General features: G+C 39.6%; 23 protein-coding genes and 2 pseudogenes. 3 read left to right on the forward strand and 22 right to left on the reverse strand.

The window, feature by feature from the left end; genetic code table 11:
- Window positions 1-6 precede the first annotated feature (6 nt).
- A complete protein-coding gene (gene pepE / locus OO7_RS15460; protein ID WP_008916873.1) occupies window positions 7-732 on the reverse strand; it encodes a dipeptidase PepE in 726 nt (241 codons plus the stop codon).
- Between the two features lie 168 nt (window positions 733-900).
- On the opposite strand from pepE, the gene rfaH reads away from it, so the two are divergent.
- Window positions 901-1,395 (forward strand): transcription/translation regulatory transformer protein RfaH, encoded by a 495-nt coding sequence (gene rfaH, locus OO7_RS15465; protein ID WP_008916874.1) that lies wholly within the window; start codon window positions 901-903, stop codon window positions 1,393-1,395.
- Window positions 1,396-1,721: 326 nt separating this feature from the next.
- Here rfaH and OO7_RS15470 read toward each other — a convergent pair whose 3' ends face one another.
- The 18 genes and pseudogenes from OO7_RS15470 to ltnD form a co-directional block, all read right to left on the reverse strand.
- Window positions 1,722-2,075, reverse strand: coding sequence for a hypothetical protein (locus tag OO7_RS15470; RefSeq protein WP_008916875.1), 354 nt, complete (start codon window positions 2,073-2,075; stop codon window positions 1,722-1,724).
- Window positions 2,076-2,370: 295 nt separating this feature from the next.
- Complete coding sequence (tatC, locus tag OO7_RS15475; RefSeq protein WP_008916876.1) at window positions 2,371-3,132, reverse strand: Sec-independent protein translocase subunit TatC; 762 nt, start codon at window positions 3,130-3,132, stop codon at window positions 2,371-2,373.
- A gap of 3 nt (window positions 3,133-3,135) precedes the next feature.
- Window positions 3,136-3,675: a Sec-independent protein translocase protein TatB gene (gene tatB / locus OO7_RS15480; protein WP_008916877.1), complete on the reverse strand. Its 540-nt coding sequence runs from the start codon at window positions 3,673-3,675 to the stop codon at window positions 3,136-3,138.
- Between the two features lie 3 nt (window positions 3,676-3,678).
- Complete coding sequence (gene tatA / locus OO7_RS15485) at window positions 3,679-3,969, reverse strand: twin-arginine translocase TatA/TatE family subunit (RefSeq protein WP_008916878.1); 291 nt, start codon at window positions 3,967-3,969, stop codon at window positions 3,679-3,681.
- 117 nt (window positions 3,970-4,086) lie between these two features.
- A pseudogene (ubiB, locus tag OO7_RS15490) lies at window positions 4,087-5,720 on the reverse strand (ubiquinone biosynthesis regulatory protein kinase UbiB).
- On the reverse strand, window positions 5,707-6,360 hold the full coding sequence (locus OO7_RS15495; RefSeq protein ID WP_008916881.1) for a ubiquinone biosynthesis accessory factor UbiJ: 654 nt from the start codon (window positions 6,358-6,360) through the stop codon (window positions 5,707-5,709). The pseudogene ubiB and the gene OO7_RS15495 overlap by 14 nt, the downstream one beginning before the upstream one ends.
- A 1-nt stretch (window position 6,361) precedes the next feature.
- Window positions 6,362-7,117, reverse strand: coding sequence for a bifunctional demethylmenaquinone methyltransferase/2-methoxy-6-polyprenyl-1,4-benzoquinol methylase UbiE (gene ubiE / locus OO7_RS15500; protein WP_008916882.1), 756 nt, complete (start codon window positions 7,115-7,117; stop codon window positions 6,362-6,364).
- A gap of 67 nt (window positions 7,118-7,184) precedes the next feature.
- Window positions 7,185-8,549 carry a DNA recombination protein RmuC gene (gene rmuC / locus OO7_RS15505; protein ID WP_008916883.1) on the reverse strand — a complete coding sequence of 455 codons (1,365 nt, stop codon included), beginning with the start codon at window positions 8,547-8,549 and terminating at the stop codon, window positions 7,185-7,187.
- A gap of 105 nt (window positions 8,550-8,654) precedes the next feature.
- A complete protein-coding gene (locus OO7_RS15510; RefSeq protein ID WP_008916884.1) occupies window positions 8,655-9,185 on the reverse strand; it encodes a DedA family protein in 531 nt (176 codons plus the stop codon).
- Window positions 9,186-9,257: 72 nt separating this feature from the next.
- Window positions 9,258-10,040, reverse strand: a complete 783-nt coding sequence (locus tag OO7_RS15515) for a tyrosine-protein phosphatase (RefSeq protein WP_008916885.1) — start codon at window positions 10,038-10,040, stop codon at window positions 9,258-9,260.
- A gap of 304 nt (window positions 10,041-10,344) precedes the next feature.
- Window positions 10,345-11,099, reverse strand: a pseudogene (gene udp / locus OO7_RS15520) (uridine phosphorylase).
- Window positions 11,100-11,379: 280 nt separating this feature from the next.
- Window positions 11,380-12,756: a GntP family permease gene (locus OO7_RS15525; protein ID WP_008916887.1), complete on the reverse strand. Its 1,377-nt coding sequence runs from the start codon at window positions 12,754-12,756 to the stop codon at window positions 11,380-11,382.
- Window positions 12,757-12,766: 10 nt separating this feature from the next.
- Window positions 12,767-13,726 (reverse strand): D-erythronate dehydrogenase, encoded by a 960-nt coding sequence (gene denD, locus OO7_RS15530; protein ID WP_008916888.1) that lies wholly within the window; start codon window positions 13,724-13,726, stop codon window positions 12,767-12,769.
- A 54-nt stretch (window positions 13,727-13,780) separates the two neighbouring features.
- Complete coding sequence (locus tag OO7_RS15535) at window positions 13,781-14,548, reverse strand: DeoR/GlpR family DNA-binding transcription regulator (protein ID WP_008916889.1); 768 nt, start codon at window positions 14,546-14,548, stop codon at window positions 13,781-13,783.
- 12 nt (window positions 14,549-14,560) lie between these two features.
- Entirely contained in the window at window positions 14,561-15,340 is a 780-nt protein-coding gene (gene otnI, locus OO7_RS15540; protein ID WP_008916890.1) for a 2-oxo-tetronate isomerase, read from the reverse strand.
- Window positions 15,341-15,350: 10 nt separating this feature from the next.
- Entirely contained in the window at window positions 15,351-15,992 is a 642-nt protein-coding gene (gene otnC / locus OO7_RS15545; protein ID WP_008916891.1) for a 3-oxo-tetronate 4-phosphate decarboxylase, read from the reverse strand.
- Complete coding sequence (gene otnK / locus OO7_RS15550; protein WP_008916892.1) at window positions 15,985-17,262, reverse strand: 3-oxo-tetronate kinase; 1,278 nt, start codon at window positions 17,260-17,262, stop codon at window positions 15,985-15,987. The genes otnC and otnK overlap by 8 nt, the downstream gene beginning before the upstream one ends.
- Window positions 17,259-18,167, reverse strand: coding sequence for an L-threonate dehydrogenase (gene ltnD / locus OO7_RS15555; RefSeq protein WP_043892744.1), 909 nt, complete (start codon window positions 18,165-18,167; stop codon window positions 17,259-17,261). The genes otnK and ltnD overlap by 4 nt, the downstream gene beginning before the upstream one ends.
- Before the next feature lie 395 nt (window positions 18,168-18,562).
- Here ltnD and OO7_RS15560 point away from each other — a divergent pair, with 395 nt between their 5' ends.
- Window positions 18,563-18,952, forward strand: a complete 390-nt coding sequence (locus OO7_RS15560; protein WP_008916894.1) for a YidB family protein — start codon at window positions 18,563-18,565, stop codon at window positions 18,950-18,952.
- A gap of 67 nt (window positions 18,953-19,019) precedes the next feature.
- Here the strand turns inward: OO7_RS15560 and metE are convergent, their stop codons facing one another.
- Window positions 19,020-21,302 carry a 5-methyltetrahydropteroyltriglutamate--homocysteine S-methyltransferase gene (gene metE / locus OO7_RS15565; RefSeq protein WP_008916895.1) on the reverse strand — a complete coding sequence of 761 codons (2,283 nt, stop codon included), beginning with the start codon at window positions 21,300-21,302 and terminating at the stop codon, window positions 19,020-19,022.
- A gap of 108 nt (window positions 21,303-21,410) precedes the next feature.
- Between metE and metR the strand changes: the two genes are divergently transcribed.
- Window positions 21,411-22,367 (forward strand): HTH-type transcriptional regulator MetR, encoded by a 957-nt coding sequence (gene metR / locus OO7_RS15570; protein WP_008916896.1) that lies wholly within the window; start codon window positions 21,411-21,413, stop codon window positions 22,365-22,367.
- Here the strand turns inward: metR and OO7_RS15575 are convergent.
- Together OO7_RS15575 and OO7_RS15580 are read right to left on the reverse strand one after the other, a co-directional pair.
- Window positions 22,267-23,151, reverse strand: a complete 885-nt coding sequence (locus OO7_RS15575) for a carboxylate/amino acid/amine transporter (RefSeq protein ID WP_008916897.1) — start codon at window positions 23,149-23,151, stop codon at window positions 22,267-22,269. The genes metR and OO7_RS15575 overlap by 101 nt on opposite strands.
- 18 nt (window positions 23,152-23,169) lie before the next feature.
- Window positions 23,170-24,819, reverse strand: coding sequence for a Na+/H+ antiporter (locus OO7_RS15580; RefSeq protein ID WP_008916898.1), 1,650 nt, complete (start codon window positions 24,817-24,819; stop codon window positions 23,170-23,172).
- Window positions 24,820-25,147 lie beyond the last annotated feature (328 nt).

A 25,147-nucleotide genomic window follows, 5' to 3' on the forward strand; every position in this document is an offset into this window, starting at 1 on the left:
CTCAATTTATTGGCAATCAAAAGGAACAAGTTCTTTTAATGATTTAGTATTAAATTGTTCAGAAAATGATTGGTTATGCTGGAATAATTTAAAACCATCACCTTTACCACTAAAATAGCTCAGCTCATTACCTTTAATTTGAAAACCGCTGCCTTCTCTTAGGGCAACAACAACCTCGTGAGGATTAATGACACAAAACTCTTGTATCCTTTCATCACGCGTTTCCCCCATATGTCCTGAGATATGCGCATCAATATAATGAGGATTGATTTGTAATGGAAATAGCCCCAAAGAAGGCATAATAACCGCATTACTGACTGGCATATCATTTGTTGTGCGAATACTTGGTGTTGCCACATTACACCCAGCACTCCAACCAATGTAAGGAATGTCACGCTCTCTCACGGCACGTTGAATAGCAACAATTAGACCATTTTCATGTAAGCATTTGTTCAGCCACCATGTATTTCCACCACTGACAAGAATACATTCTGCTTGTTCTATAGCTTCAACTGGGTTAGCAAAGTGCTCAATGGATTTAACGTCAATTCCCAATGCATCACTTAACTGTTCAGCTCTTTCATCATGGCAACCACGCAGAACCGCATAAGGAACTAAAACTGCTGATTTGATATTCTTACGCTCAATCATTTCGTGAATGCGTGGTAAAGCATAGCTTAACCATGTTGGGTTACCTGGAAGCTTGCCATTGCTCAATAAAAAAATTTCCATCTCATCTCCTACGTGACTAATTATTATATAATCATTAGTCATAAATGATTTAGCTTAAGTTAAGATATGCACCTGATTCTTAATGATATTCGGACTGGATCGATTAGTCACATTTTTATAGCAGAATTTGTTATCATAAGCATATATTTGTTGTTCTGGATTTAGAAAATGGAAAAATGGTACCTGTTATATTGTAAGCGAGGCCAAATCGATCGCGCTATTGAGCATTTAAGTAGACAAAATGTGACTTGTATTACCCCAATGGCAGAAATTGAAAAAATGGTTAGAGGAAAACGGACAATCGTACAAGAGCCGTTATTCCCTAATTACCTGTTTGTAAAGTTTGACCATAACAAGATCCACACAACAACAATACAATCAACGCGAGGTGTTAGCCATTTTGTTCGTTTTGGTCTAAACCCTGCAATTATTCCAGATGAAATTATTGAGGTTCTACAACTCACTCCAGTCGCTAAGCTGGTTGCTCCTGAAACGCCAATGAGTGGTGATCATGTTGTCATTACTGAGGGTATTTTTGCGGGTATTAAAGCTATTTATTGCGAACCGGATGGTGAAACCAGATCGATTTTGTTACTTAATATATTAAATAAAAATGTTACTAAGGCATTAGATAATAAACAGTTTAAAAAATCGACTGAGTAATTTATTCTTTTAAGCTTATTTTTAATAGCAAAAAAGCCCATATATGGGCTTTTTTTACTCCCATCAAATCAATATATTCAATAAAAACAATATATTAATTATATGATAAAGGCGCTAAAAAGCGCCTAATCGTGCTACAGTGGGTCAGTGAGTGGACACTCTTCATAGTTTTGCAAAAATACGCCCATCACTCAAATCTAACCAATTGTTTATCGCTTTACAGCATAGGAGTTTTACCATATCAATGATATGTCAAACGTAGGTAACACAAAATCAGTAATATGATTTTAACTAAAAATAATTAATTACCAGATAGGTAATTAATTTTAGTAATTACCTTGCGCAGTACTACCTACAATGACAGCCATTAATGTAGAAGAAAATAATAAGAAAAATAAGAAAGCAGAAATAATCATTATAATGAAATAAACTAACCCAGCTCTATTCCAGGTTTCTTGAACCTTCATAAATGTTTCTGGTGAATCATAATCTCCATTTTTCCAAGCCCACTCATTACCTTTAAAACCACAAACAAACATCCAAACTACATTGAAAATAGGTATCAGCATTAGTAAAGGCAAAAATGATTTATTTCCAAAGCCCCATATAATGTTAAAAACAAAAGCACCCCAATTCCAACGTTTAATCTCTTGTGGAACTGATTTATTTGAATATGACATTTCATATATCCCTATCTTAAAATGATAATAATAAATTCTATAAAAAAACGCGGTAAATAATAATATAAATAAAATTTAAGTAAAAATAATTATTTTAAAATTATGTCACAAAAAATGTCACTGGAAATATAGCATGCCCATTTAAAAAATGAGCATGCTTGATAGATGTGGTCAATATGAGGATATTGAAAGAAATAAATCCTTTTATTTCAATATATTGAATCAATTTCATTAAGCCCATGATGGGCTTTTTGTGTATCAGGCGGAGAATAAATTTCCAGCAACATTTATTTGTCTATTCTTCTTCGTCTTCTTCGGTATCATCTTGCTTTCTTCTTCCTTTACCAACATAAAAATTAGAAAGAAGCACACCAAGTTCAAATAACAAATACATGGGTACTGCAAGTAATGTCTGTGAAAGCACATCAGGTGGGGTTAAAAACATCCCAACAATGAAAGCACCGACAAGAATATAAGGACGCTTACGTTTGAGTGATTCCGGTGTTGTGACACCTGTCCAGCAAAGTAAGATAATGGCGATAGGAACTTCAAATGCTGCACCAAATGCCATAAATAACGTCATAACAAAACTAAGATATTTACTAATATCAGGAATAAAGTTGACGCTATCAGGTGTGGTTTTTACAAAGAAACCAAAAGCCAGCGGGAAAACAACAAAATAAGCAAATGCCATTCCTAGATAAAAAAGAAAACTACTAGAAACAAGCAAAGGCAGCATCAACTTGCGTTCATGCTTATAGAGTGCTGGTGCAATAAACGCCCAAACTTGATACAAAATGACAGGGATGGAAATAAATACAGATACCATCAAAGTCAATTTAATTGGGGTAAAAAACGTTGATGCTACGTCTGTCGCACTCATTTGCGAGCCAACAGGTAACTTATCAATCAAAGGAGCGGCGACTAACCGATATATATCATTTGAAAAATAAGCCAATGCAGCAAAAACAATTAAAACCGTAATCAAACAATTTAATAGCCGCTTTCTAAGTTCAATTAAGTGGCTAATAAGTGGTTGTGTATCATTTACCGCCATGTTCTATTTTTCACTTTCTGTCTGATTCGTTTTTTTATCTGCAGAGAGAGTTTGCTGTTCACTACTTTTCAGTACTGATGGCGCTTCCGGCTCCTCAACAACACTTGCCATTTTAGCCGCATATTCAGGATCAGGATCTGACTCTTCTACTTGTGGAGCTGTTCCTTGAGCATTTTTAACTGCATTATCGTAGTTTTCAGTTAGCTCTTTAGCTTTGTTTAGCTCATCTTCAACTTCATTTGCCGTTGACTGATAGCCCGTTTTTAATGACTGTGCTGCTTGGCGAAGCTCTTCCATTGATTGCTTAAGTTCCGGAGAAAGCGCTTCCATATCCGCTTTCTCTTCAACTTTTTTTAGAGTTTCTTGTAACTCTTGCAATTTGAGTTCTTGTGACAATTCATTTTGCACATTCGTCGCTAGAGCACGCATAGCACGGATCCACCCAGCAACAGTTCTCACGGCAACGGGTAGACGCTCGGGGCCTAATACGACCAAGCCAATCACTGCAACAAGCAGCAGCTCACTGAAACCTATGTCAAACACGGATTAACCCTGCTCTTTATTTTTGCTCTCAACAGGACTCTCTTTTTTCTCAGAAGCCTGCTGTTCTGTGATATTTTTAGTAGCAAAATCAGCATCTTTTTTCTCTTGCTCTTCTTTTGCTGACTTAGCGGCTTCATCATCATTCATTGCTTTTTTAAAGCCTTTCAATGATTCACCTAGATCTGAGCCTAGAGAACGTAATTTCTTGGTGCCGAAAATTAAAATAATCAGTAAAGCAATAATGATAAGCTGCCAAGGACTACCGAAAGCAGCCATTGCAATAGTTGATTCCATTGTTTTTACCTCTATAGATAGGATTGGGATCAATAGTTATTAATCCCATTATATACAACCTGTTCGAAATACGGAAATTTTCGCCTAGCGATAAAGTTGTCGTAAAACAAGATATACTTAATTTCTTCCCGTTTTAAACCACCCAATCACCCATGATAACGCGCCTACAACCATAAAGGCTATAGCGGCTTGTGTAGAATCAGATATAAAAAATAGGCTTCCGCACAATATGAATGTTGCACCAACGCCTAATAGATACTGAGATTTCCGCTGTCTATCACGCTGTTGCTTCAGTTCTTGAGTCAAATGTTCAATATTGGACTGCAAGTATTTGTGCTGGCGTAAAGCACCGTAAATTAAATCGGGGATCTCAGGCATTTTTTCTGCCCAATAGGGTGCTTTCTCTTTTAGCGCTTGAGTTATTGCTGGAATACCAATCTGGCTATGTACCCAATCTTCTAAAAATGGCTTCGCCGTTTTCCACAAGTCTAGTTGCGGATAAAGTTGCCTACCTAGCCCTTCAATATAGAGCAATGTTTTTTGTAATAACACTAACTGGGGCTGTACCTGCATATTAAAACGTCGAGCCGTATTAAATAGGTTTAATAAAACATGCCCAAAGGATATTTCAGCAAGTGGTTTTTCAAAAATAGGTTCACAAACAGTTCTGATTGCAAATTCAAAATCTTCAATATTGGTATCAGAAGGTACCCAGCCTGAATCAACATGTAGCTCCGCAACTTTACGGTAATCTCGGTTAAAGAATGCAATAAAGTTTTCAGCTAGATAACGTTTATCTTCTTTATTTAATGAGCCTACAATACCGCAGTCAATACCAATATAAAGTGGATCTTCAGGATGATCATAACTGACAAAAACATTACCAGGATGCATATCGGCATGGAAGAAACTGTCACGGAAAACTTGAGTAAAGAACACCTTCACTCCTCTTTCCGCTAATAGTTTCATATTCGTTCCCTGAGCTTCTAAGCCTTTAATATCGGAAACTGAAACACCATAAATACGTTCCATGACCATGACGTTTTCACGACAATAATCTACATATACTTCGGGAATGTATAGCATCGAGCTATTTTCAAAGTTACGACGAAGCTGGATAGCATTAGCTGATTCACGTAAAAGATTTAGCTCATCAATTAATGTTTTTTCATATTCGCGAACAACTTCTTTTGGACGCAAACGCCTACCATCGGGTAATAAAGGGACCCAACTGGCGATACGATTCATTAATTTTAGGTCAGCTTTTATCACTGGCAAGATATCGGGACGAATGACTTTTATCACAACTTCTTTGCCATTTTCCTTTAATATTGCAGTATGAACTTGTGCAATAGACGCGGAAGCTAACGCTTTTTCGTCAAAATCATCAAACCATTGTTCTAATGGCCCACCTAATGATTCTTCAATATAGCGGCGGGCTAATTTACCATCAAAACTTGCAACTTGGTCTTGTAATAAAGACAGTTGGTCAGCTATTGCGGGTGAAAATAGGTCACGTCGCGTCGATAACATTTGCCCAAATTTGATCCAAACAGGACCCAATTCTTGTAATGCTAAACGCAAACGTTCACCAATTGGCATCTCTTTATGTTGATTTTTTATCCAAAAAAACCAAAACGCCCAATACGTAAAGGTAATGTTAATTTAGTTTTGGGAATTAACTCATCCAGACCATATGAGAGAAATACCTGAATAATAAAGTAAAGGCGTTTTATTTCACCGGGAGTCATTCCGCTCCTCCAGCTGGCGCAGGCGTTGTTCTAATTGGCTTAGTGAATCAGCAACTTGTTCAACTTCATCACTAAAATAAGCAAACTCAAGTTGGCTAGGTGACATTTTCCACTCTTCAAAGAGAATATCTTTGAGATAGGTTTTTTGGCGGCAGCCTAAGTTTACGGCAAAGCGAGTTCCTTTACGAACAACTTGGCTAACACCTTGAGCAACAACATCCCCAAGATAAGGAGATAGATAATGTGCAGGATCCCAAATGGCCATATCCAAAAGAGATGACCAATGTTGTACTACCTGCATATCACCTTCAATGACTATATCGCCGCTATTAATTAACTGTGATAACTGCTGTTTATCTTTCAGTTTGATTAGGGTGAATAGTGATGTTTTGATTGTGCAATCAGCAGGTTCAGACCATTGACTTAATACATCAACATGATTATCTGTAAAGACTAGCGTCAATTTTTTATTAAGCTCTTTCAAGTCTATAGACATGACTTTGCCTGCCAAGCGCATCCGAGCAGGTTTTAATACGGACTCTTTAAACAGCATGCTATTGAGTGCTGTTTCCATAAATGCCGTCATTAAAGAGTAGAGCGCCGTATTTTGATTCTCTGTCTGTGCTGCTGCCACTTCCATCTTAGAATTTAAATCCTTTATGCAATGCAACAATACCACCAGTCATATTGGTGTAAGTCACTTGTTCTAGCCCCGCTTCTTCCATCATCGATTTGAGCGTTTCTTGATCAGGATGCATACGGATAGATTCAGCAAGGTAACGGTAGCTATCTGCATCGCTGACAATAGCTTGACCAATACGCGGTAATATATGGAATGAATAAGCATCATAAGCTTTGTTCAACGGTTCAAGAACAGGTTTTGAAAACTCAAGCACTAATAAGCGACCACCTGGCTTTAGTACTCGTTGCATAGAACGCAATGCTTTATTTTTGTCTGTGACATTACGCAGACCAAAAGAGATGGTGATGCAATCAAAATAGTTATCAGGGAAAGGGAGTTCTTCCGCATTTGCCTGAACATAACTCACATTACCAACAATCCCAAGATCGCGTAATTTTTCACGACCTATTTTCAGCATTGAATCATTAATGTCAGCAAGAACTACTTCACCTTTTTCACCTACAAGACGGGAAAACTTAGCCGTTAAATCACCCGTACCGCCTGCAAGGTCAAGTACACGTTGATTACGACGTACACCACTCGCTTCAATCGTAAAACGTTTCCAAATACGGTGAATACCGAAAGACATTAGGTCATTCATCAAATCATATTTAGATGCTACAGAGTGAAAAACATTCGCTACAAGATTAGCTTTATCTTCTTTACCTACAGTACGGAAACCAAAATCTATGGTTTCTTTAGATGGTTCTGTCATTTCTATTATGCCTGTTTATAATTCAAACTTTTGTGGAAAGTGTAACAGCCTTTGGAGTAAAACCCTATTAAGAAGTCTCAGATTCCGCACAATAAGACGCACCTGATTTCTCAACTAACTGAGGATCAATCGGCTGTTTTATTTCAACGCCCATATCTTTAAAACTTTCAGCTTGGCTAATCAAATTACCTCGGCCTTCTGCAAGTCGCTTCATCGCAGATTGGTAAGCACTATCCGCTTTATCAAGGTTGACGCCTAACAGCTGCATGTCTTCAACAAAAAGACGCAGCTTGTCATACATTCTTGCTGCTTTCGTCGCAATTTCTTGGGCATTCTGCCCTTGGCGTTCATAACGCCATAAATTATTGATTGTCCGAACTGCGACTAGCAAAGTAGACGGACAAACTAACATGATATTCTGTTTTATTCCTTCATCAAGCAATTCTGGCGATTCTTTCAATGCTAATAAATAGGCTGGCTCAATCGGAATAAACATTAATACATAATCAAGTGAGCGAATACCGGGCAGCTGATGGTAATCTTTTCGGCTCAACATACGCATATGATTGCGAATTGAAGCTACATGGTTTTTGATTGCATTTTGCTGCTCAGCAGACTCTTCACTATTAAAATAATTTTCATAAGCAACTAATGACATTTTTGCATCTACAACAACATCTTTGCCTTCTGGTAAACGAATAATGACATCAGGTTGATAGCGAGTATTATAACTCGTATTTATACTAACTTGTGTCTCAAATTCATAGCCTTTACGTAAGCCGGAAGCTTCTAAAATGCGCGAAAGAATTGTTTCTCCCCAATTCCCTTGTATTTTATTATCCCCTTTCAAGGCTCGGGTTAGATTGATTGCTTCTTTCGTCATTTGATTATTCAGCTGTTGTAATTGCCGAATTTCATAAGTTAATGTGTGCCTTTCTTTAGCTTCCTCACCAAAACTTTGCTGTACTTGTTGGCGAAAACCCTCTAATTGCTCACGAAATGGCGACAACATGCTAATAATACTTTTCTGTTGTTGTTCTGAAGCGCGACGCTCATTCTGTTCGAAGATACGATTCGCCAGATTTTCAAATTGGACAGTTAAACGTTGCTCGCTACTTTGTAATAAACGCTGTTTTTCTTCATTCGCAAGTTGGTTTTGTTCAAATCGGGTGGTAATTTCACGCAATTCTGCTTCTTGTTCACGATTTATATCCCTTTGAGTTCGAAGCTCTTGGTCAAGGCGCTCATATTCACTTTTCCATTCTGCCAAATGAATATTTTTTTCTTCACTTGCAGCAAATTGCCGACTGATTTGCTGTAGTTCTAGCTCTTTTTGGTTAATTTTTTGTGCAATAGAAAACCAAACAGCTAAACCGCCAATTAAAATACCACCAAGAGCACCAATAACCCCATATAAAAGGGAAATATCCACAGTAAAATCCTTACGTTACCCGATATTAAATAAGGTAATTAAAGCACTGTACATTTGTCCAGAGCTAATTGTTATTACTTAATAAATTGCGAGCGGCTTCGCAACTTATCCCATCCATTGTGCTAACCAGCGAATGCCAAATGCGCCTGGCGCTAAAATACCAAATGCCCAAATCAGTGCGGAAAAAAAGTTAGCAATTTGAAAATGATGCTTTGGCATCTTACAGATACCTGCAACTAATGGGATCACCGCTCTAAATGGACCAAAAAAGCGCCCAAAAAACACACTCCACACACCCCAACGGTTAAAGAAGTGCTGTCCTCTATCGAGCATTTGTGGCTTACGGGAAATTGGCCACATTTTGCGGACATTTTCTTTGTAATGAAAGCCAAACCAGTAAGAGAGCCAATCACCAAAAAATGCCCCTAAGGCTGCGGCTAACCACACTGGCCAAAATACTAACCCACTTTCACCAATTAAAGCCCCTAACCCCAACAAAATCACAGTTGCAGGAACTAATAATGAGATAAAAGCGAGGGATTCTCCAAAGGCTAATAAAAAGATAATGGGTAGTGCCCACATTTCATGTTGACGGGTAAACTCTGTCACAATTGACACGATTTCATTCAAAGTCATTGCTATTTTCTCTCTTTGAAATCAGTTGATTTAGTACAGTATCCTGATTGCACTAAACCAACCTTAAACTAGCTATTCAAGAAAATAACTTTGCAATAAGCTGCGACCTGCATTATCTAATGCAAAATCTTTTTCTAACCATTTATCTATACTACCATAATTGGTATTAATGCTCTTTATTGCCGTCATCAAGAAATCTTCTTGAACTGAGTAAACATACTCAAATTTCTTGACCACATTCGGACTCATTGTTTTGGCATGCTCTTCAAGTAAATGTTTACGATAAGGTGCCAACGTTTCATTGGTCAGTAAATAATCTTCCATTACCGTATCTAAATCTGCACCAAGAGCAAATAGCACTAATGCGGAACCGACACCCGTTCTATCTTTACCGACTGCACAATGCTGAACTATTCCGCCTTTTTCTGGTTGTTTTAGCATACTCACGAGTTGGTGATATGCCGGATTATTGAGGGGAAGTAATTCATAAAGGCGATTCATAAATACTTTAGGATCAAAAGCATCCAGTAGTTCAGGTGTTAATTGGTCTAAAGCTGCACTGACTTCTTTTGCAATTGGATTTGCTGGAGAATGGACATAATGCGCACCATCCCAAACTAAATCAGGTTTGATTTCAATTTCAGCAAAATCACGATAATCTAATATTTGATAAATGTTTTTAGATTGCAAAACTGATAAGTCATTGTCAGTTAAACTGTCTAATGCACCTGAGCGAAATAACATGCCTGATTTAATTTTATGCCCGTTAGAAAGTTGTTTCCCACCGAGGTCGCGAAAATTTATTCCACCTTTCAAAGGCAATACACTAGGGTGAAGGTCCTGTACTGTTGTCATAATTATCCTATTTATATTTGTTTATAATTATCATACTGCAAATTATATAGCTCTGTGTGGCAGAGGTTGATTATTCAGCGCCCTGAAATAATAACGAATTTGTGCCATAAATTTAATTTCTATAGAAACAATATCAGATTATCACAAGAAAAAAATCAGAAAAAATACCTGTTAATCGCACAGGTATTAAGAATAAGTGAATATAACAATAGAGAGATTAATAAGAGAAAATAAATTATTTTGGACTCACCTATTTTTATTCACAACCGAGTGATAAAAGGAATAGGCAAGTCCATAATGCTCGCTAGATTAAGCGGCGCGCAGCTTCAACCACAATACCTAAAACATTACTTTCTGTTTTTTCAGTAGCGCTTCATTTGGTATTTCTTGTTGAGTACGATTAACAATAACACCCGCGACCATACCTGCACGCAATCCTTGGCTTGAACACATGGTCAGTAAAGTGGCTGATTCCATTTCGTAGTTCATCACACCTAATTCTTGCCACTCTTTCATCGAACCTTTGAAGTGACGAATGACGCGACCCGTATAGGTATCGTAACGTTCTTGGCCTGGGTAGAAAGTATCTGATGATGCTGTCACACCCACATGTACAGTCGCGCCAGCTTCTTTAGCTGCGTCATAAAGCGCATTAGTACAAGTAAAATCTGCAACAGCTGGATATTCAATTGGCGCGAAATGTTGGCTTGCACCGTCTAATCTTACAGCCCCTGTTGTTACCAAGACATCACCAACATTGATATTTTCTTGGATGGCCCCGGTTGTTCCGATACGCAAAAATGTACGAATACCTAATTGAGCCAGCTCTTCAACAGCAATAGAGGTAGAAGGGCCGCCAATACCAGTAGAACAAATAATGACAGACTTCCCATCAAGTTCGCCACGCCAAGAAGTAAACTCACGTAAAGAAGCAAGGTGCACTGGGTTGTTCATCAAGCGTGCTATTTTTTCTACGCGGTTTGGGTCACCGGGAACAATCGCAACGGTCGCTCCTTGTAAGTCACTTTTTTTGAGACCTAAATGGAATACGTCAGACATATCAAACTCCTTTACACAATGGCATCATTGAATTTATACGTTGTCATTAATATAGCGGCAAACTTCGCATGTTTTAGTGACAAAAATCACCTTTAGAAGAAATCAAGTTACATTAATTTCATAAAAATATGATTTCAATCACAAAATAACCCTGAAATTAACCAAACTATGCGTACATTATAGACGACAATCAATCTGCACTCGTAAAAATCAGAAAATGAAATAGAAAAAGCGCCCGAAGGCGCTTTGATTAATGACAAAATAAGAGAATGGCTATTTATCAGAGAATAACATCAAGGATCAACACGCCGACTAAGCCGATCGCCCAAGCAATTGTTGTTGGGATAGACCAAACCATCATTTGTTGTTTAACATCTTTGATGCCCATCATTCTATTAACGACCCAATAAAGACTGTCATTAAAATAACCAAAGAATAATGAACCCATTGTTGCGGCTTGAGCTGCAACAAGTAAGTTAATATCAGGAATTTGGCTAATGATTGGTGCAGAAATTGATGCTGCAGTAATCATTGCGACCGTTCCTGACCCCTGAATAAGGCGCACAAGTGTTGCAATAATAAAAGGAATTAACACTGGTGTAATCGGTAAGCTAGCAACATGCTCAGCTAAAATATTTCCGGTACCACTATCACGTAGCACCGCCCCTAATGCACCACCGGCTCCCGTTACTAACAGAATAATACCAGCTGATTGTAAGCCTTCTTCCATTCGGTCGATGACTTCTTCTTTTGATGCTTTAGGCATTAATGTATATACAGCAATTAACACACTTATTGATAACGCAATAATTGGAGCACCAAGGAATTCAAACGTTTGGAAGTACCAATTATTTTCCATCCCTTGAAAAGATTCTGTTTTCAATATGAGGCCATTAACCGCATTGATGAAAATTAATAGAATCGGCGTCACAATTGGCAAGATTGATAAAAATAGGCTCGGTAAGGGTTTATTGGCTTTTTCTTCCATATAACGAGCATGGATCGCGTGTAAGTCGTCATTTCCAGTATCATCTGGCATGAATTCTGGATATTTAACAGCTAACCATTTCGCATAGAAAACAATTCCAATAACACAAGGAATTGCAAGCACCATCCCCGCTAAAATCATCGCTCCAATATCAACACCAAAAATACCAGCAACACCTAATAGACCGGGTGTAGGCGGTACGGTATGGTGAGTGACAACCAGTCCCCCTGCAAGCGCTACGCCTAATGTCAATAAATTACGCTTACCATTTTTCGCTAATGCTTTTGCTAGCGGATACAGAATAACAAAAGCGGAATCAACAAAGATTGGGATGCTCACAATGTAACCTGTGATAGCTAACGCCCACTCTTCGCGTTTTTTTCCTAGCCAACGGATAAAACTATAAGCGATCTGTTCAGCAGCCCCAGAAACTTCAAGCACCCTGCCCATCATTACGCCAAGCCCGATAACAATACCAATCCCACCAAGTGTGGTACCAAAACCTTTGGTGATCACTGCTACCGTTTCAGTCGCAGAAAGTCCACCAGATAAACCCGCTATCGCCGCCGCAATTAGCATAGCGAGTAATGCATGGACCCGCGTTCGTAATACTAAAAAGATCAGAACAAAGATGGCCACTGCAAGGCCAATAATAGGTATATAGGACATAAATTATCCCCTATTTTTGAGTGCCATGATGAGTGATGAATGAGCGAATTGCATCACCAAATGAACCATCAGCGCTGAAACCTAAATCCAGAGCACGACGAATATCAAATTTACTCGGCCTGCTAGCAACAATTCGGTTAATTGCTTCATCAGGCTCAAAGCGGATCAGATCAACCGTTTTTTGACCCGCTTCCTCACGTAATTCATCAATCATTTCCTTCACTGTCACGGTAATTCCCGGCAAGTTAACTGTGCGAGATTTACCCAATTTTTCTGCTGGAATACCTGCTGCATAAATAAAGTTACTGACAACTGTTTCAGGACTAGAAAGCCATAGCGCCAGATCTGGCGAAACAGGACAAACACTTTCAATCCCTTTTAATGGTTCGCGAATAATACCGCTTGCAAATGAAGATGCGGCTTTATTCGGCACACCAGGACGAATACTGATAGTCGGTAAACGTAAAACACGGCCATCCACAAAACCTTTACGTGAATAATCATTCACCATCAGTTCGCACATTGCTTTTTGCGCACCATAAGATGATTGTGGATTCACAACACATAAATCGGTGATCACATCAGGAAGATCCCCACCAAATACAGCAAGTGAACTGGTGAAAATAAATTTTATGGCTGGATTTTTAGCTCGTGCAACTTCCAATAATTGGCGAGTAACATCGAAATTGACTTTCATGCCCAAATCGAAATCACTTTCTGCATGGCTACTGACAATAGCAGCAAGATGATAAATAATATCTGTCTCAGCATCGATGAGCTTATTTGCTGCATCAGGCTGAGTTAAATCTAAAGCAATACAGCTTACCCTTGGATCTTCAATTGGAGATGTAGGGCATTGAATATCCGTTAGAATAAGTTGGTCAAATTGAAAACCCTGATGATTTTTAAGCAAAGCAGCGGCTAGCTGCTGGCCCAGAAAACCTGCGCCACCAGTAATAATAACTTTCATTGTAGTTCTCCTTGAAATAGCAGTTAGGTAACTATTTCTTCCTCGGTAAGATGGTTATATTTTTATTAAATGAAGTTTTATATTTTGTTCTCTTATCTGTTGTACAACATCATCAGGAAGTTGATCGTCACTGATAATGTCATGCAACTGATCCAACGAGCAGACACGGAACATCCCGTATTTGCCAAATTTACTGCTGTCAGATAGCAGCACGCAGCGACGCGCTACATCTAATATAGTTTGTTTTATTTGTACTTTTTCTTCATGTGGCGTTGAAACGCCATGATGTAAATCCCAAGAACTGGTACTCATGAATGCCACATCAATATTCAACGTTTTCAACATCATTGCAGCTGTATTACCAACACAAGAATGGTTACGCTTATCCACCTGCCCACCTGTGTGATATAAATTGAGCTGAGATTTATTCATCAGATATTGCATGATGGAAAAATCATTTGTCACAATCGTTAGATTAAAGCGCTCACCAAGCACACGTGCGACTTCAAATGTCGTTGTTCCCGCATCCAAATAAACCACTTGCCCATCTTCAACAAGGGAGGAGGCAAATTTCCCAAGTTCGCGCTTACTTTGATGATGTAATCGCGCTTTTTCACTCCAAGGTAGCTCTTGGCGTAACGCATCATTCAGCCGCACACCACCACTTATTGCGACAACCTTCCCTTCTTCTTCCAGCATGTGGATGTCACGCCGCACTGTCATGTGCGAAACATTCATCAGATCAACCAGATCATTAATTGATACTGTTTGATATTCATGAACATAACGGTAAATAAAATCACGGCGCTCTGAAGGGATCATATATTCTCCTATTTATGATTGTGCTTTTTTTAACCAGCCCAACCCCTCTTCTGTACGGCCTGCCGGATGATATTCACATCCCAGCCAACCTTGATATCCCATGTCATCTAATTGATTAAATATCCACGGGTAATTAACTTCACCTGTGTCAGGTTCATGACGATAAGGTACTGAAGCTATCTGAATATGACTAAATTTACCCCATAAACGCTCAATTGTTTTTAGTAAATCACCTTCCATAATTTGGCAATGATATAAATCCAATTGAATGAAGACATTTTCACGCGCAATTTTTGGTAATAAGCTCTCAGCTTGTTTCTGTGTTGTCAGAAAATAGCCCGGCATATCACGTGTATTTATAGGCTCAATTAAAACACGGATCCCATGCTCAGCCATGATGTCAGCGGCATACTGAATGTTTTTAATAAAGCAAGCTTGTTGCTGCTCGACAGTGAAGCGTGCGTCAATCTTTCCAGCCATGGCATGAACTTGTTTGCAGCCCAATGCTTTGGCATAGCTCAGGGCAGTTTGTACACCTTGTTCAAATTCACTTTCCCGACCCGGAATTGATGCCATGCCTCGTTCACCAGCAGCCCAGTCACCTGCTGGCATATTGAACAAAACTTGAGTAAGATTATATTTATTCAGTTCTGCTGCTATAGCATCAGCTTGTTCTTCATAAGGAAATAAATATTCAACGCCAGTAAAGCCTGCGTGTGCTGCTCGTTCAAAACGCTGAATAAAAGGAACCTCGTTAAACATCATACTGAGGTTTGCTGCAAATTTAGCCATATCTAAGACCTCACTTTTGTGGATAACGGCTCTCTAGCTCATGCACTTGCTCTGCTGTTAAGGTGGTGAAACCATAAGGGCGTAAAGTCATATATAAACGAGCCGTATCTTCTAATTCTTCAGCATTAAAAAATGCCTGCCTCAATGTTTTCCCACCCACAACAGGACCATGATTGGATAACAACACGGCATTATGATTAACAGCTAACTTTTCAATCTCTTCACCAATACGGTCATCTCCTGGCGGTAAGTACTTAATTAATGGCAATTTTCCTACTCTCATCACATAATATGGCGTGATAGGCGGCAGGCAATTCGTACAATCAAGTTCAGGCAAGCAAGATAGCGCGGTTAACCACGGTGAATGTAAATGAACCACTGCTCGGCAATCTGGACGTTGTCGATACATCGCCATGTGCATCGAAACTTCCTTTGTGGGTTTATCTCCATCGATCCAGCGGCCATTTGCATCTAACTTACTCAATTTTTCAGGTTCTAAATCACCAAAGCTTGAGTTAGTTGGTGTAACAATGATGCTTCCATCCGAAAGCCGAGCACTAATATTGCCAGCGCCACCACTGCTATAACCTCGATTAAACATAGACTTAGCCCAATCTGCTAACTCCTGTCGTAGCGCTTTTTCTTCACTCATTAAACATCTCCTGTGCATATTGGAAGAAATTTTCTTGTCCAAAATTCCCTGATTTGAGCGCTAACCAGTGACCACTTTTTAAATCCTGAACCCAAGGAACCCCTGGTGAAATTGGCGCACCAATACTTAATTGTTCTGTACCTAAACTTTGAACAACTTTCCCTGATGTTTCACCACCAGCAATAATAAATGTGTTATAGCCTTGTTTTTGTAAAATTTTGACCACTTCACCAAACACATTTTCAACTGCACTACTTGCCAGCTCTGCGCCATAAGTTTCTTGGATTTTTTTTAGAATTTCAGGTGGCTGAGTGGCATATAATAATGGGGCCAATTTTGATGCGCTTTGCGCTTGTACCCAAATTGCAAGCTGCTGCGCATATTGTGAATTATTCAAGCATTCACCAACATCAAGCACTTTCGCCGGAGCAATCTGCTGATAAGATTGCACCTGTTTATTGGTCATGGTTGAACAACTACCGGATAAAATAACCGTTTTTCTATCTTTACCCGTTGGTTTATCCCCTTGAGAAGCTGCCGCTCCCCATTGACTACCCGTGTCATTGTGTGCCAAAGCTGCACCTAATCCTGAGCCGCCAGTTAATAGCGCCATCTCACGTGCAGCTCGAGCTATTGGTAACAAATCATCCATTGTTAAAGCATCAATCACGGCATAACTCACGCCTTGTGCTTTTAAGGCAGTTAAACGTTTTTGGATAACATCACTTCCTTGCTGTACTTCATTTAAGGAAATCAGGCCAGCCTGACCTTCTGACTGCTTTTCCATTACTCTGAGCAAATTAGCATCAGTCATTGGTGTTACCGGATGATTCTGCATGCCACTTTCATTCAGTAATTGTCCATTAACAAATAAATGACCGTGAACAACGGTTCGACCATTTACGGGTAGTGCAGGGCATATTAAAGATAACGGTGTATTCAGCCACTGCATTAATGCATCCGTAACGGGACCAATATTGCCTTTTTCTGTTGAATCAAAGGTTGAACAATATTTATAAAAAATTTGCTGGCACTGTGCATTCTGTTTCAACCATTCACAAGATTTCACAGAAGCATTGATGGCTTCATCAGCAGGGCATGAACGACTTTTTAAACTGATGACAATAGCATCTACATTTTGTGGTACTGGTGTATTTTCATTGGGCTCATTCAGCAGTTGTACAACACGCCAACCGTTTTGCACCATGAATCCAGCAATATCTGTCGCACCGGTAAAATCATCGGCGATAACACCTAATTTCACTGTCATGCTTTTTTCTCCGGTAAAGAAATTCCTTTAAATATTTTGATTACTGCGCTGTCATCTTGTTTTCCAAAGCCTTCATTACTCGCAGCGATAAACATTTGGTGTGCAGTTGCAGCTAAAGGTAATGGGAAATTGAGCGCCTTTGCGGCATCCATTACTAAGCCTAAATCTTTGACAAAAATATCGACGGATGACTTCGGATGATAATCCCCCGCTAACACATGCTGCATACGGTTTTCAAACATCCAAGAATTACCTGCCGCATGAGTGACAATGTCATACATCATATTAAGGTCAATACCTGCTTTTGCCGCTAATGCCATGCTTTCTGCTGCAACAGCAATATGTACTCCAGCCAAAAGTTGATGAATTGATTTCACCGTAGAGCCCAAACCAATTTGATCACCAATGCGATATAAACGCTCTGAAGTTGCTGAAAATACATATTGAAGTTGCTCAAATAGAGCAGGCTCTCCTGATGCCATTATTGTTAATTTACCTTCTGCTGCTTTTATTGCGCCGCCAGAAATCGGCGCATCAACAAAGAGCAATGAGTATTTTTTTAGCTGTTCAGCAATATGTTTAGTTTGCTCAGCAGAAACCGTGCTATGAAGCACAATGATAGTGTTAGGCTTTAACTGTTCGACGAGCGGCTGATCACCACCAAATAAAATTGATTCCACTTGGTGTCCGTTGACAACCACCAACAATAAAGCATCTAATTGTTGTGCAAACGGAGCGGCATTTTGGCCGACTGCCACCGCGCCTGCGTGTTTTAATGTTTGGCATGCTACTTGGTCTAGATCAAAGCCATAGGTAGAGATATTATTTTTTATTAGAGACTGCGCTATCCCCATTCCCATTGAGCCAAGTCCAATCACACCAACATGCTTCACAATATTTTTCATAACAATCCCTGGTGTTGTTACTTTTTGTTTATTAATGTGAATTTTCACATAACAAAATTCACAAACACATGATGATTATCACATTATGAGAAATATAAAAAATGAGCAATTAACCAGCAACAAATTGATTAATAAGCAATAAAAAAATAAATTATTTGATAAAATTATTCACAAAAATATGTGACAAAATTGTTACACTGATTGATGGGATTCATTATTGGTTAAACAGTACTAATTTTGAGCGTTAAAAATAATGCATTGCATCATTTTTGATTGACGCCCCGTTCAAATCAGACAGAATAGCGGGTCATTTATTTTAAGCTGTCTTGAAAAACCATTGTTCAACCCTTTGGATATAACAAGATGCTAGTGTTAATAATCAACGAGGAAATTAAATGGGACTGTTTGATCAACTCATCACCTTAGCCGCTGGTGATAAAATGAATCAATTCCAATCTGTCATTCAGTGGATTGATGAGCAAGGCGGGTTAACTGGCGTTGCAAATAAATTTAATCAGCAAGGCTTAGGCAATATCATTCAGTCGTGGATCAGTAATAGTGATAACTTACCCGTGAGTGTTAGCCAATTAATCCAAGTTTTTGGTGATTTAGATATTCAAAAGCTCGCAAAAAGCGTGGGTTATGATTCTCAAGAAACCGTTGAATTAATTGCTAAATATCTGCCAAAACTGATTAATAAAGCCACTCCTGATGGCGTGATCCCTGACCACGTTGACCTGAAAAGTGTTGGAATGAATATGCTAAAAGAGAAGCTTTTCGGCTAATAATGCTCATAAAAAAGCAGGCTAACCCATTGAGTCACCTGCTTTTCACTTTTTCAAACGCTGCTATTTATGCTGCTGATGTTTCACTTCTTAATTTCTTCGCTGCTTCAACCATGTTTGCGAGAGATTGGCGAGTTTCTTCCCAACCACGTGTTTTTAAACCACAGTCAGGGTTCACCCATAAACGTTCTACTGGAATGCGGTCTGATGCTTTTCTCAATAGTGCGACAATCCATTCCACACTCGGTACGTTTGGTGAGTGAATATCATAAACACCCGGTCCAATTTCATTTGGATAATCAAAGTTTTCAAATGCATCAAGCAGATCCATATCAGAGCGTGATGTTTCGATCGTAATCACATCGGCATCTAATGCTGCAATTGAATCCATGATGTCATTGAACTCGCAATAACACATATGAGTGTGGATCTGAGTGTCATCTTCCGCAATTCCTGCGCTCAATTTGAAGGCATCAACTGCCCATTTTAGGTATTCAGCCCACTCTTCTTTACGTAATGGCAAACCTTCGCGTAACGCAGGTTCATCAATTTGAATGATACCAATGCCCGCTTTTTGTAAGTCATCAACTTCATCACGTAATGCCAAAGCAATCTGCTTAGCAATGACTTCTCGGCTAACGTCTTCACGAGGGAATGACCAGCAAAGAATAGTCACAGGACCTGTCAGCATGCCTTTAACGGGTTTTTCAGTTAAAGATTGTGCATATTTAGCCCATTCAACGGTAATTGCTTCAGGACGGCTAATATCTCCAATAATGACGGGTGGTTTTACACAGCGGGAGCCGTAGCTTTGTACCCAACCATTTTGAGTGAAAACATAACCATCAAAATGTTCACCAAAATATTCAACCATGTCGTTACGTTCAGCTTCACCATGTACTAGAACATCAATATCCAAGATTTCTTGTTCTTGAATAGCTTGCTTAATGTGTTCGCTAATACTGGTGCGATAATTAGCTTTGTCGACATTCCCTTTTTTGAAATCCAAGCGTAATGATCGGATATCACTTGTTTGCGGGAATGAGCCAATAGTCGTTGTCGGCCATAATGGCAAGTTGAAGCGATCGCGCTGACGTTGTGCTCGAACAGCATATGGACTATTGCGATCAGCATCTTCATCACGAATTTCACTTAACCGTTTTGCTACAAGTGAATTATTAACGCGAGTTGATGTTTTACGAGCACGAATTGGTGAGCTGTATTTTTCAAGCTCAGCAATATTTGCCTCTGTTGGTTGATTCAATGCTTTTGACAGTAATCCCAACTCTTCACATTTTTGCAGTGCAAACGCAAACCAACTTTTTACTTCAGCATCTAGGCGTGTTTCATCATTCAGATCAATTGGGCTATGCAATAATGAGCAAGAAGTACCAACCCAAATATCACGCTGACCTAATAGCGGTTTTGCTCGTGCAAATTTTTCACCAAGATCCGCTTTCCATACATTACGACCATTGATAAGACCTAGTGATAAGACCCAATCTTTTGGTAATGTTTGATGTAATTTTTCAATATCATCATGGCCTGCAACAACATCAACATGTAAACCTTGCACTGGAAGTTGCTTAATTAAATCCAGATGATGACTAATTCCATCAAAATAGGTTGTCAGTAGCAGTTTAGTTTTACCCGTTAACGCTTGGTAAGCTGTTTTATATGCTTCCTGCCACTTTGTAGGAAGATCAAGAACCAATACTGGCTCATCAATTTGAACCCACTCAACCCCTTTTTGAGCTAAACGTGAAAGAATTTCCTGATATACCGGTAATAATTCATTCAGCAATGATAAACGATCAAAAGCTTCCCCTTTGACTTTACCTAGCCAAAGGTAGCTAATTGGGCCAAGCAGTATAGGTTTGATATTGTGTCCAAGCGCTAATGCTTCATCAACTTCATCAAACAGCTGTTCCCATGATAGCGAGAATGTTTGTCCTTTTTGGAATTCAGGCACAATGTAATGGTAATTAGTATTAAACCATTTTGTCATTTCCCCTGCCGCCGCGGGCTTGCCCGTAGGAGCACGACCACGTGCAACACGAAATAGCGTATCTAAATCAATCTTACCATCATCATTTCTATGGCGTGGCGGCACGTTACCTAACAATAAACTTGTCGTCAGAACTTGGTCGTACCATGCGAAATCGCCAACGGGTAATAGATCAACACCAGCATCTTTTTGCTGCTGCCAATGACGAGCACGTAACTCACGACCTGTTTCTAGAAGTGCAGCTTGATCAATCTTGCCTGCCCAATAATCTTCTTGTGCGCGTTTTAGCTCTCTCTTCAGACCAACTCGTGGAAAACCAAGTGTATGATTTATAACAGACATATTGACCCCTTAAAAAATTTAGCCGTCTAGATGTTTACACATCTATAATCAACAGGTACTGTATAAAGCACAAGCGCAAATTATTCATTATCACGGTGAAGGTTTTTCATGATCGAAATAAAGCATTTAAAAACATTGTATGCACTCAGCCAGCATGGTTCATTAGCGGCAGCTGCAACACATTTACATCAAACACAGTCAGCGTTGTCACACCAATTTAGTGACTTGGAACACCGCTTAGGCTTTAAACTTTTTATTCGTAAAAGTCAGCCATTGCGATTTACTCCACAAGGAGAGGTCTTATTACAGTTAGCCCAACAAATATTGCCATTAGTCAGAGATGCGGTACGAGTTTGTAATGAACCCGGGGTTTCAACATTACGAATTGCGATTGAATGCCATAGTTGTATTCAATGGTTAACCCCAGCTTTACAGCAATTTAGAGAAAAATGGCCGCAAGTTTCTGTTGATTTCAAATCAGGTGTGACATTTGATCCGCAACCTGAATTACTTTCCCGTGAGCTGGATATCGTCATGACATCTGATATTCAAGCCGATCCGGCTTTCCACTATACGCCACTATTTGATTATGAAGTGAAATTGATTGTCGCCAATGATCATCCACTAGCTAAGAAACCCATCATTGACCCGCATGCTTTAGCGGATGAAACATTATTAATTTATCCCGTGCAACGTGATCGTTTTGATGTATGGCGCCATTTCCTACAGCCCGCTGGCGTATCACCTAATGTCAAAACCGTTGATAACACATTAATTTTGATCCAAATGGTTGCGGCTAAAATGGGGATTGCAGCATTGCCACACTGGGCTGTTGATTCATTTGAAAGACAAGGTTTGCTGACAACCAAAACGCTCGGAAGCGGATTATGGAGCCGGTTGTACGCTGCATGCCGTGAAGGTGAACAGCGCCAACCTACTATTGATGCTTTTACAAAAACAGCTGCTAATCACGCTGTTGAGAATCTCTCTTATGTAAAGCCGGTGAAAGTATCCAACGCCTATGCACCCACAGAGACGCAACAATTAGGCATGAGCCAATGGTAAAACGTCCCCAATCAGGATGTTGTTGCCAAATAGCAAAATTAACTAATAATCCCGCTGGAACCATCATGTTATTCATAATAGCAAGGGTTCCGGCATCGACCTTGGTTGCTCCGTAATTCCACATAAAGTAACCAATACCAGAGGCAACAACACCCAACCACAATAACACGCCCCATTGCACAGAGGTTGTTGGCACCATGGCTTTATTGCCAAATAATAACCAACCCACAAGCGCAATTAATGTTGCTCCGATATAGAACCATGAAAAAGCTTGATGCTGCGGTATCGGATAGACTTCCATCAACCGTTTATAGCCAACTTGCCCTATAGCAAAAAAGATGTTGGCAAGCTGAACATACATTAAACCAATCCAAAATGACTCACTTAAATGATCATAGCGGATAATTGCAGCCCCAATCACAGCAAGTAATGAGCTAAATAAATACCCCATTCTTAACCGCTGGCGCTCAAGCAAGTCGTATACCAATGTGACATAGAGCGGCGTCAATACAGTAAATAATAAAAACTCTGCAACTGTTAAGTATTGATATGCTTGGAAAACAAATAAATACATGATGCCTAATTGGCAAGCTCCTACTAGCATATAGAGCGCAATCACTTTTGCGCTAAATCCTCGCCAACGTAAGAAAGGCAGGAAAACCAAAGCCGCCAAGGAAACCCGAATTAAAACAGATAACCAGCTATCAACTTGCCCTGCAAGATATTCACCAATCAGACTAAAAGACGCTGCCCAAAGCAGCGTCGTAACAACAAGTAACCACATTTATTCTATGATTCTCAATTAATGGTCTTTATCTATCAGAACAGCTTCTAATAGATCCAGATCTGTAAGTAAAGTTTGAAGTGTTTCATTACTGATTTTTCGTGTTGCGCGTAAATGGTATAACTCACCACGCTCAGCACGCAATGCGGTTAAACGAAAACGTCTTTCCAGATCTTCTATCTGCAAATTACGCTCAATTTCATCCTGACCAGCGGTTCGTCTTCTCAAGTGCCCTGTCACCCTAGAAGCAACTTCACTAATATCTTCAGGATCTAATTTTTCTTCAACATCGGCCGACAAACGCTCTTCCATTTTATTTAAGCTAACAATAGCAACTTCCGCCATTGCGGCTTTCGCCATCCGAATTTCATTGATATCGGCTTCTTTATCACCCACGGTAAAATTACGCAGTAATAATGGTAAAGCAATAACACCTGCAAATATTGAAAATAAAATCACGCCAGCGGCGATAAACACCAACTGATAACGCGCAGGGAATGGCGAACCATCCGTTAAGAATAGAGGAACAGAAAGCACACCCGCAAGTGTGATAGCACCACGAACCCCTGCAAAAGAAGCTAACCAAAGCTCACGTATTGTATAGTTGGCAAACTGTAACGGCTTTTTCTTCAAGAATAAACGACTAAATCTTTTCATCAGCCATAACCAGCAAAAACGTAGCAGAAGTAACGCAAAGTAGATAACTACAACCGCCGTAAAGAGCATCCAAGTTTCAACACTTGGGTCCATTTCTGCTTGAATAACGGAAGTTTCCCAAATACCGGGGAGCTGAAGACCAAGCATAATGAAAACTAATCCGTTAAAGACAAACTCTAACATTGACCAAACACTATCCGCTCTTAAACGCATTGCAAGCGGCGCATTACGGATCACACCAGATTTGGTAATTGTCATACCCGCAGCAACAGCCGCTAAAATACCAGAAAAACCGATATGTTCCGCGATCATGTAAGAAGCAAAAGGCAGTAATAGCATGAAGACAATTTGTGTTGCCGGATCATCACCGCTCCAGCGACTCATCAAACGCAGAGACTTACTGTAAATCCAAGTCACCACAATCCCAGCAAGTAGCCCACCGACCGCAACCTTGAAAAATTCTATGGTAACTTCAGAAACTGAAAATACCATCGTGCCCATTGCGACAGCGACGGCAAATTTTAATGCAACCAGACCGGAAGCATCATTCATCAATGCTTCACCTTCCAAAACGCTCATCATACGTTTGGGAATACGCCCTTTACCGACAATGGAAGATAGTGCAACCGCATCCGTTGGCGAAAGAACAGCAGCAAGTGCAAATGCAGCAATTAGCGGAATACCTGGCATCAACCAATAAATGAGATAACCAATCCCAACCACGGTGACTAATACGAGTACCAGTACCAGAATAAAAATCTCTCGCCCATTCTGGAAAAATTCTCGCGTTGGTGTTTTCCAACCATCAACGAACAGTAATGGTGGGATCAGTAAGACCATAAATAATTCAGGATCAAACGAGACGTGAAGACCGAATTTCGGCCATGCAAGTAATGCACCTATTGCTATTTGTATTAAGGGTAATGGAACACGGAAAGGGATGACCTTCGTCACCACCCCAGAAACAGAAACAGCTAAGATGAGGATGAGAATAGTAAAGAAAATTTCCATGTTGCCCTTACTGATTTAATTTGCGAACCAAAACCCAAAATGCCTGTTACGGTATTACATAAAATAGCGCGCCTGTCTATAAAGTCTCAGCCTAAGGCTGTTATTTATAAAAATATCAGGCTCAAATTTGCTATTAACCATATCGTTTAAGAAGTCAATTATGCAGGATATTCCGGCGTCATTAACTCAATGTCAGCTACCATTAAACACAATTTCGCCCCATACCAATCATATGATTAAGCGATAATTCTATCTATAATAATAATCGACAAGTATATCAATATATAACGGGTATTGTATTCTATCCTTAACTCACTAATTGCTGGGG

This window comes from Providencia sneebia DSM 19967, assembly GCF_000314895.2.
Lineage (GTDB): Bacteria > Pseudomonadota > Gammaproteobacteria > Enterobacterales > Enterobacteriaceae > Providencia > Providencia sneebia.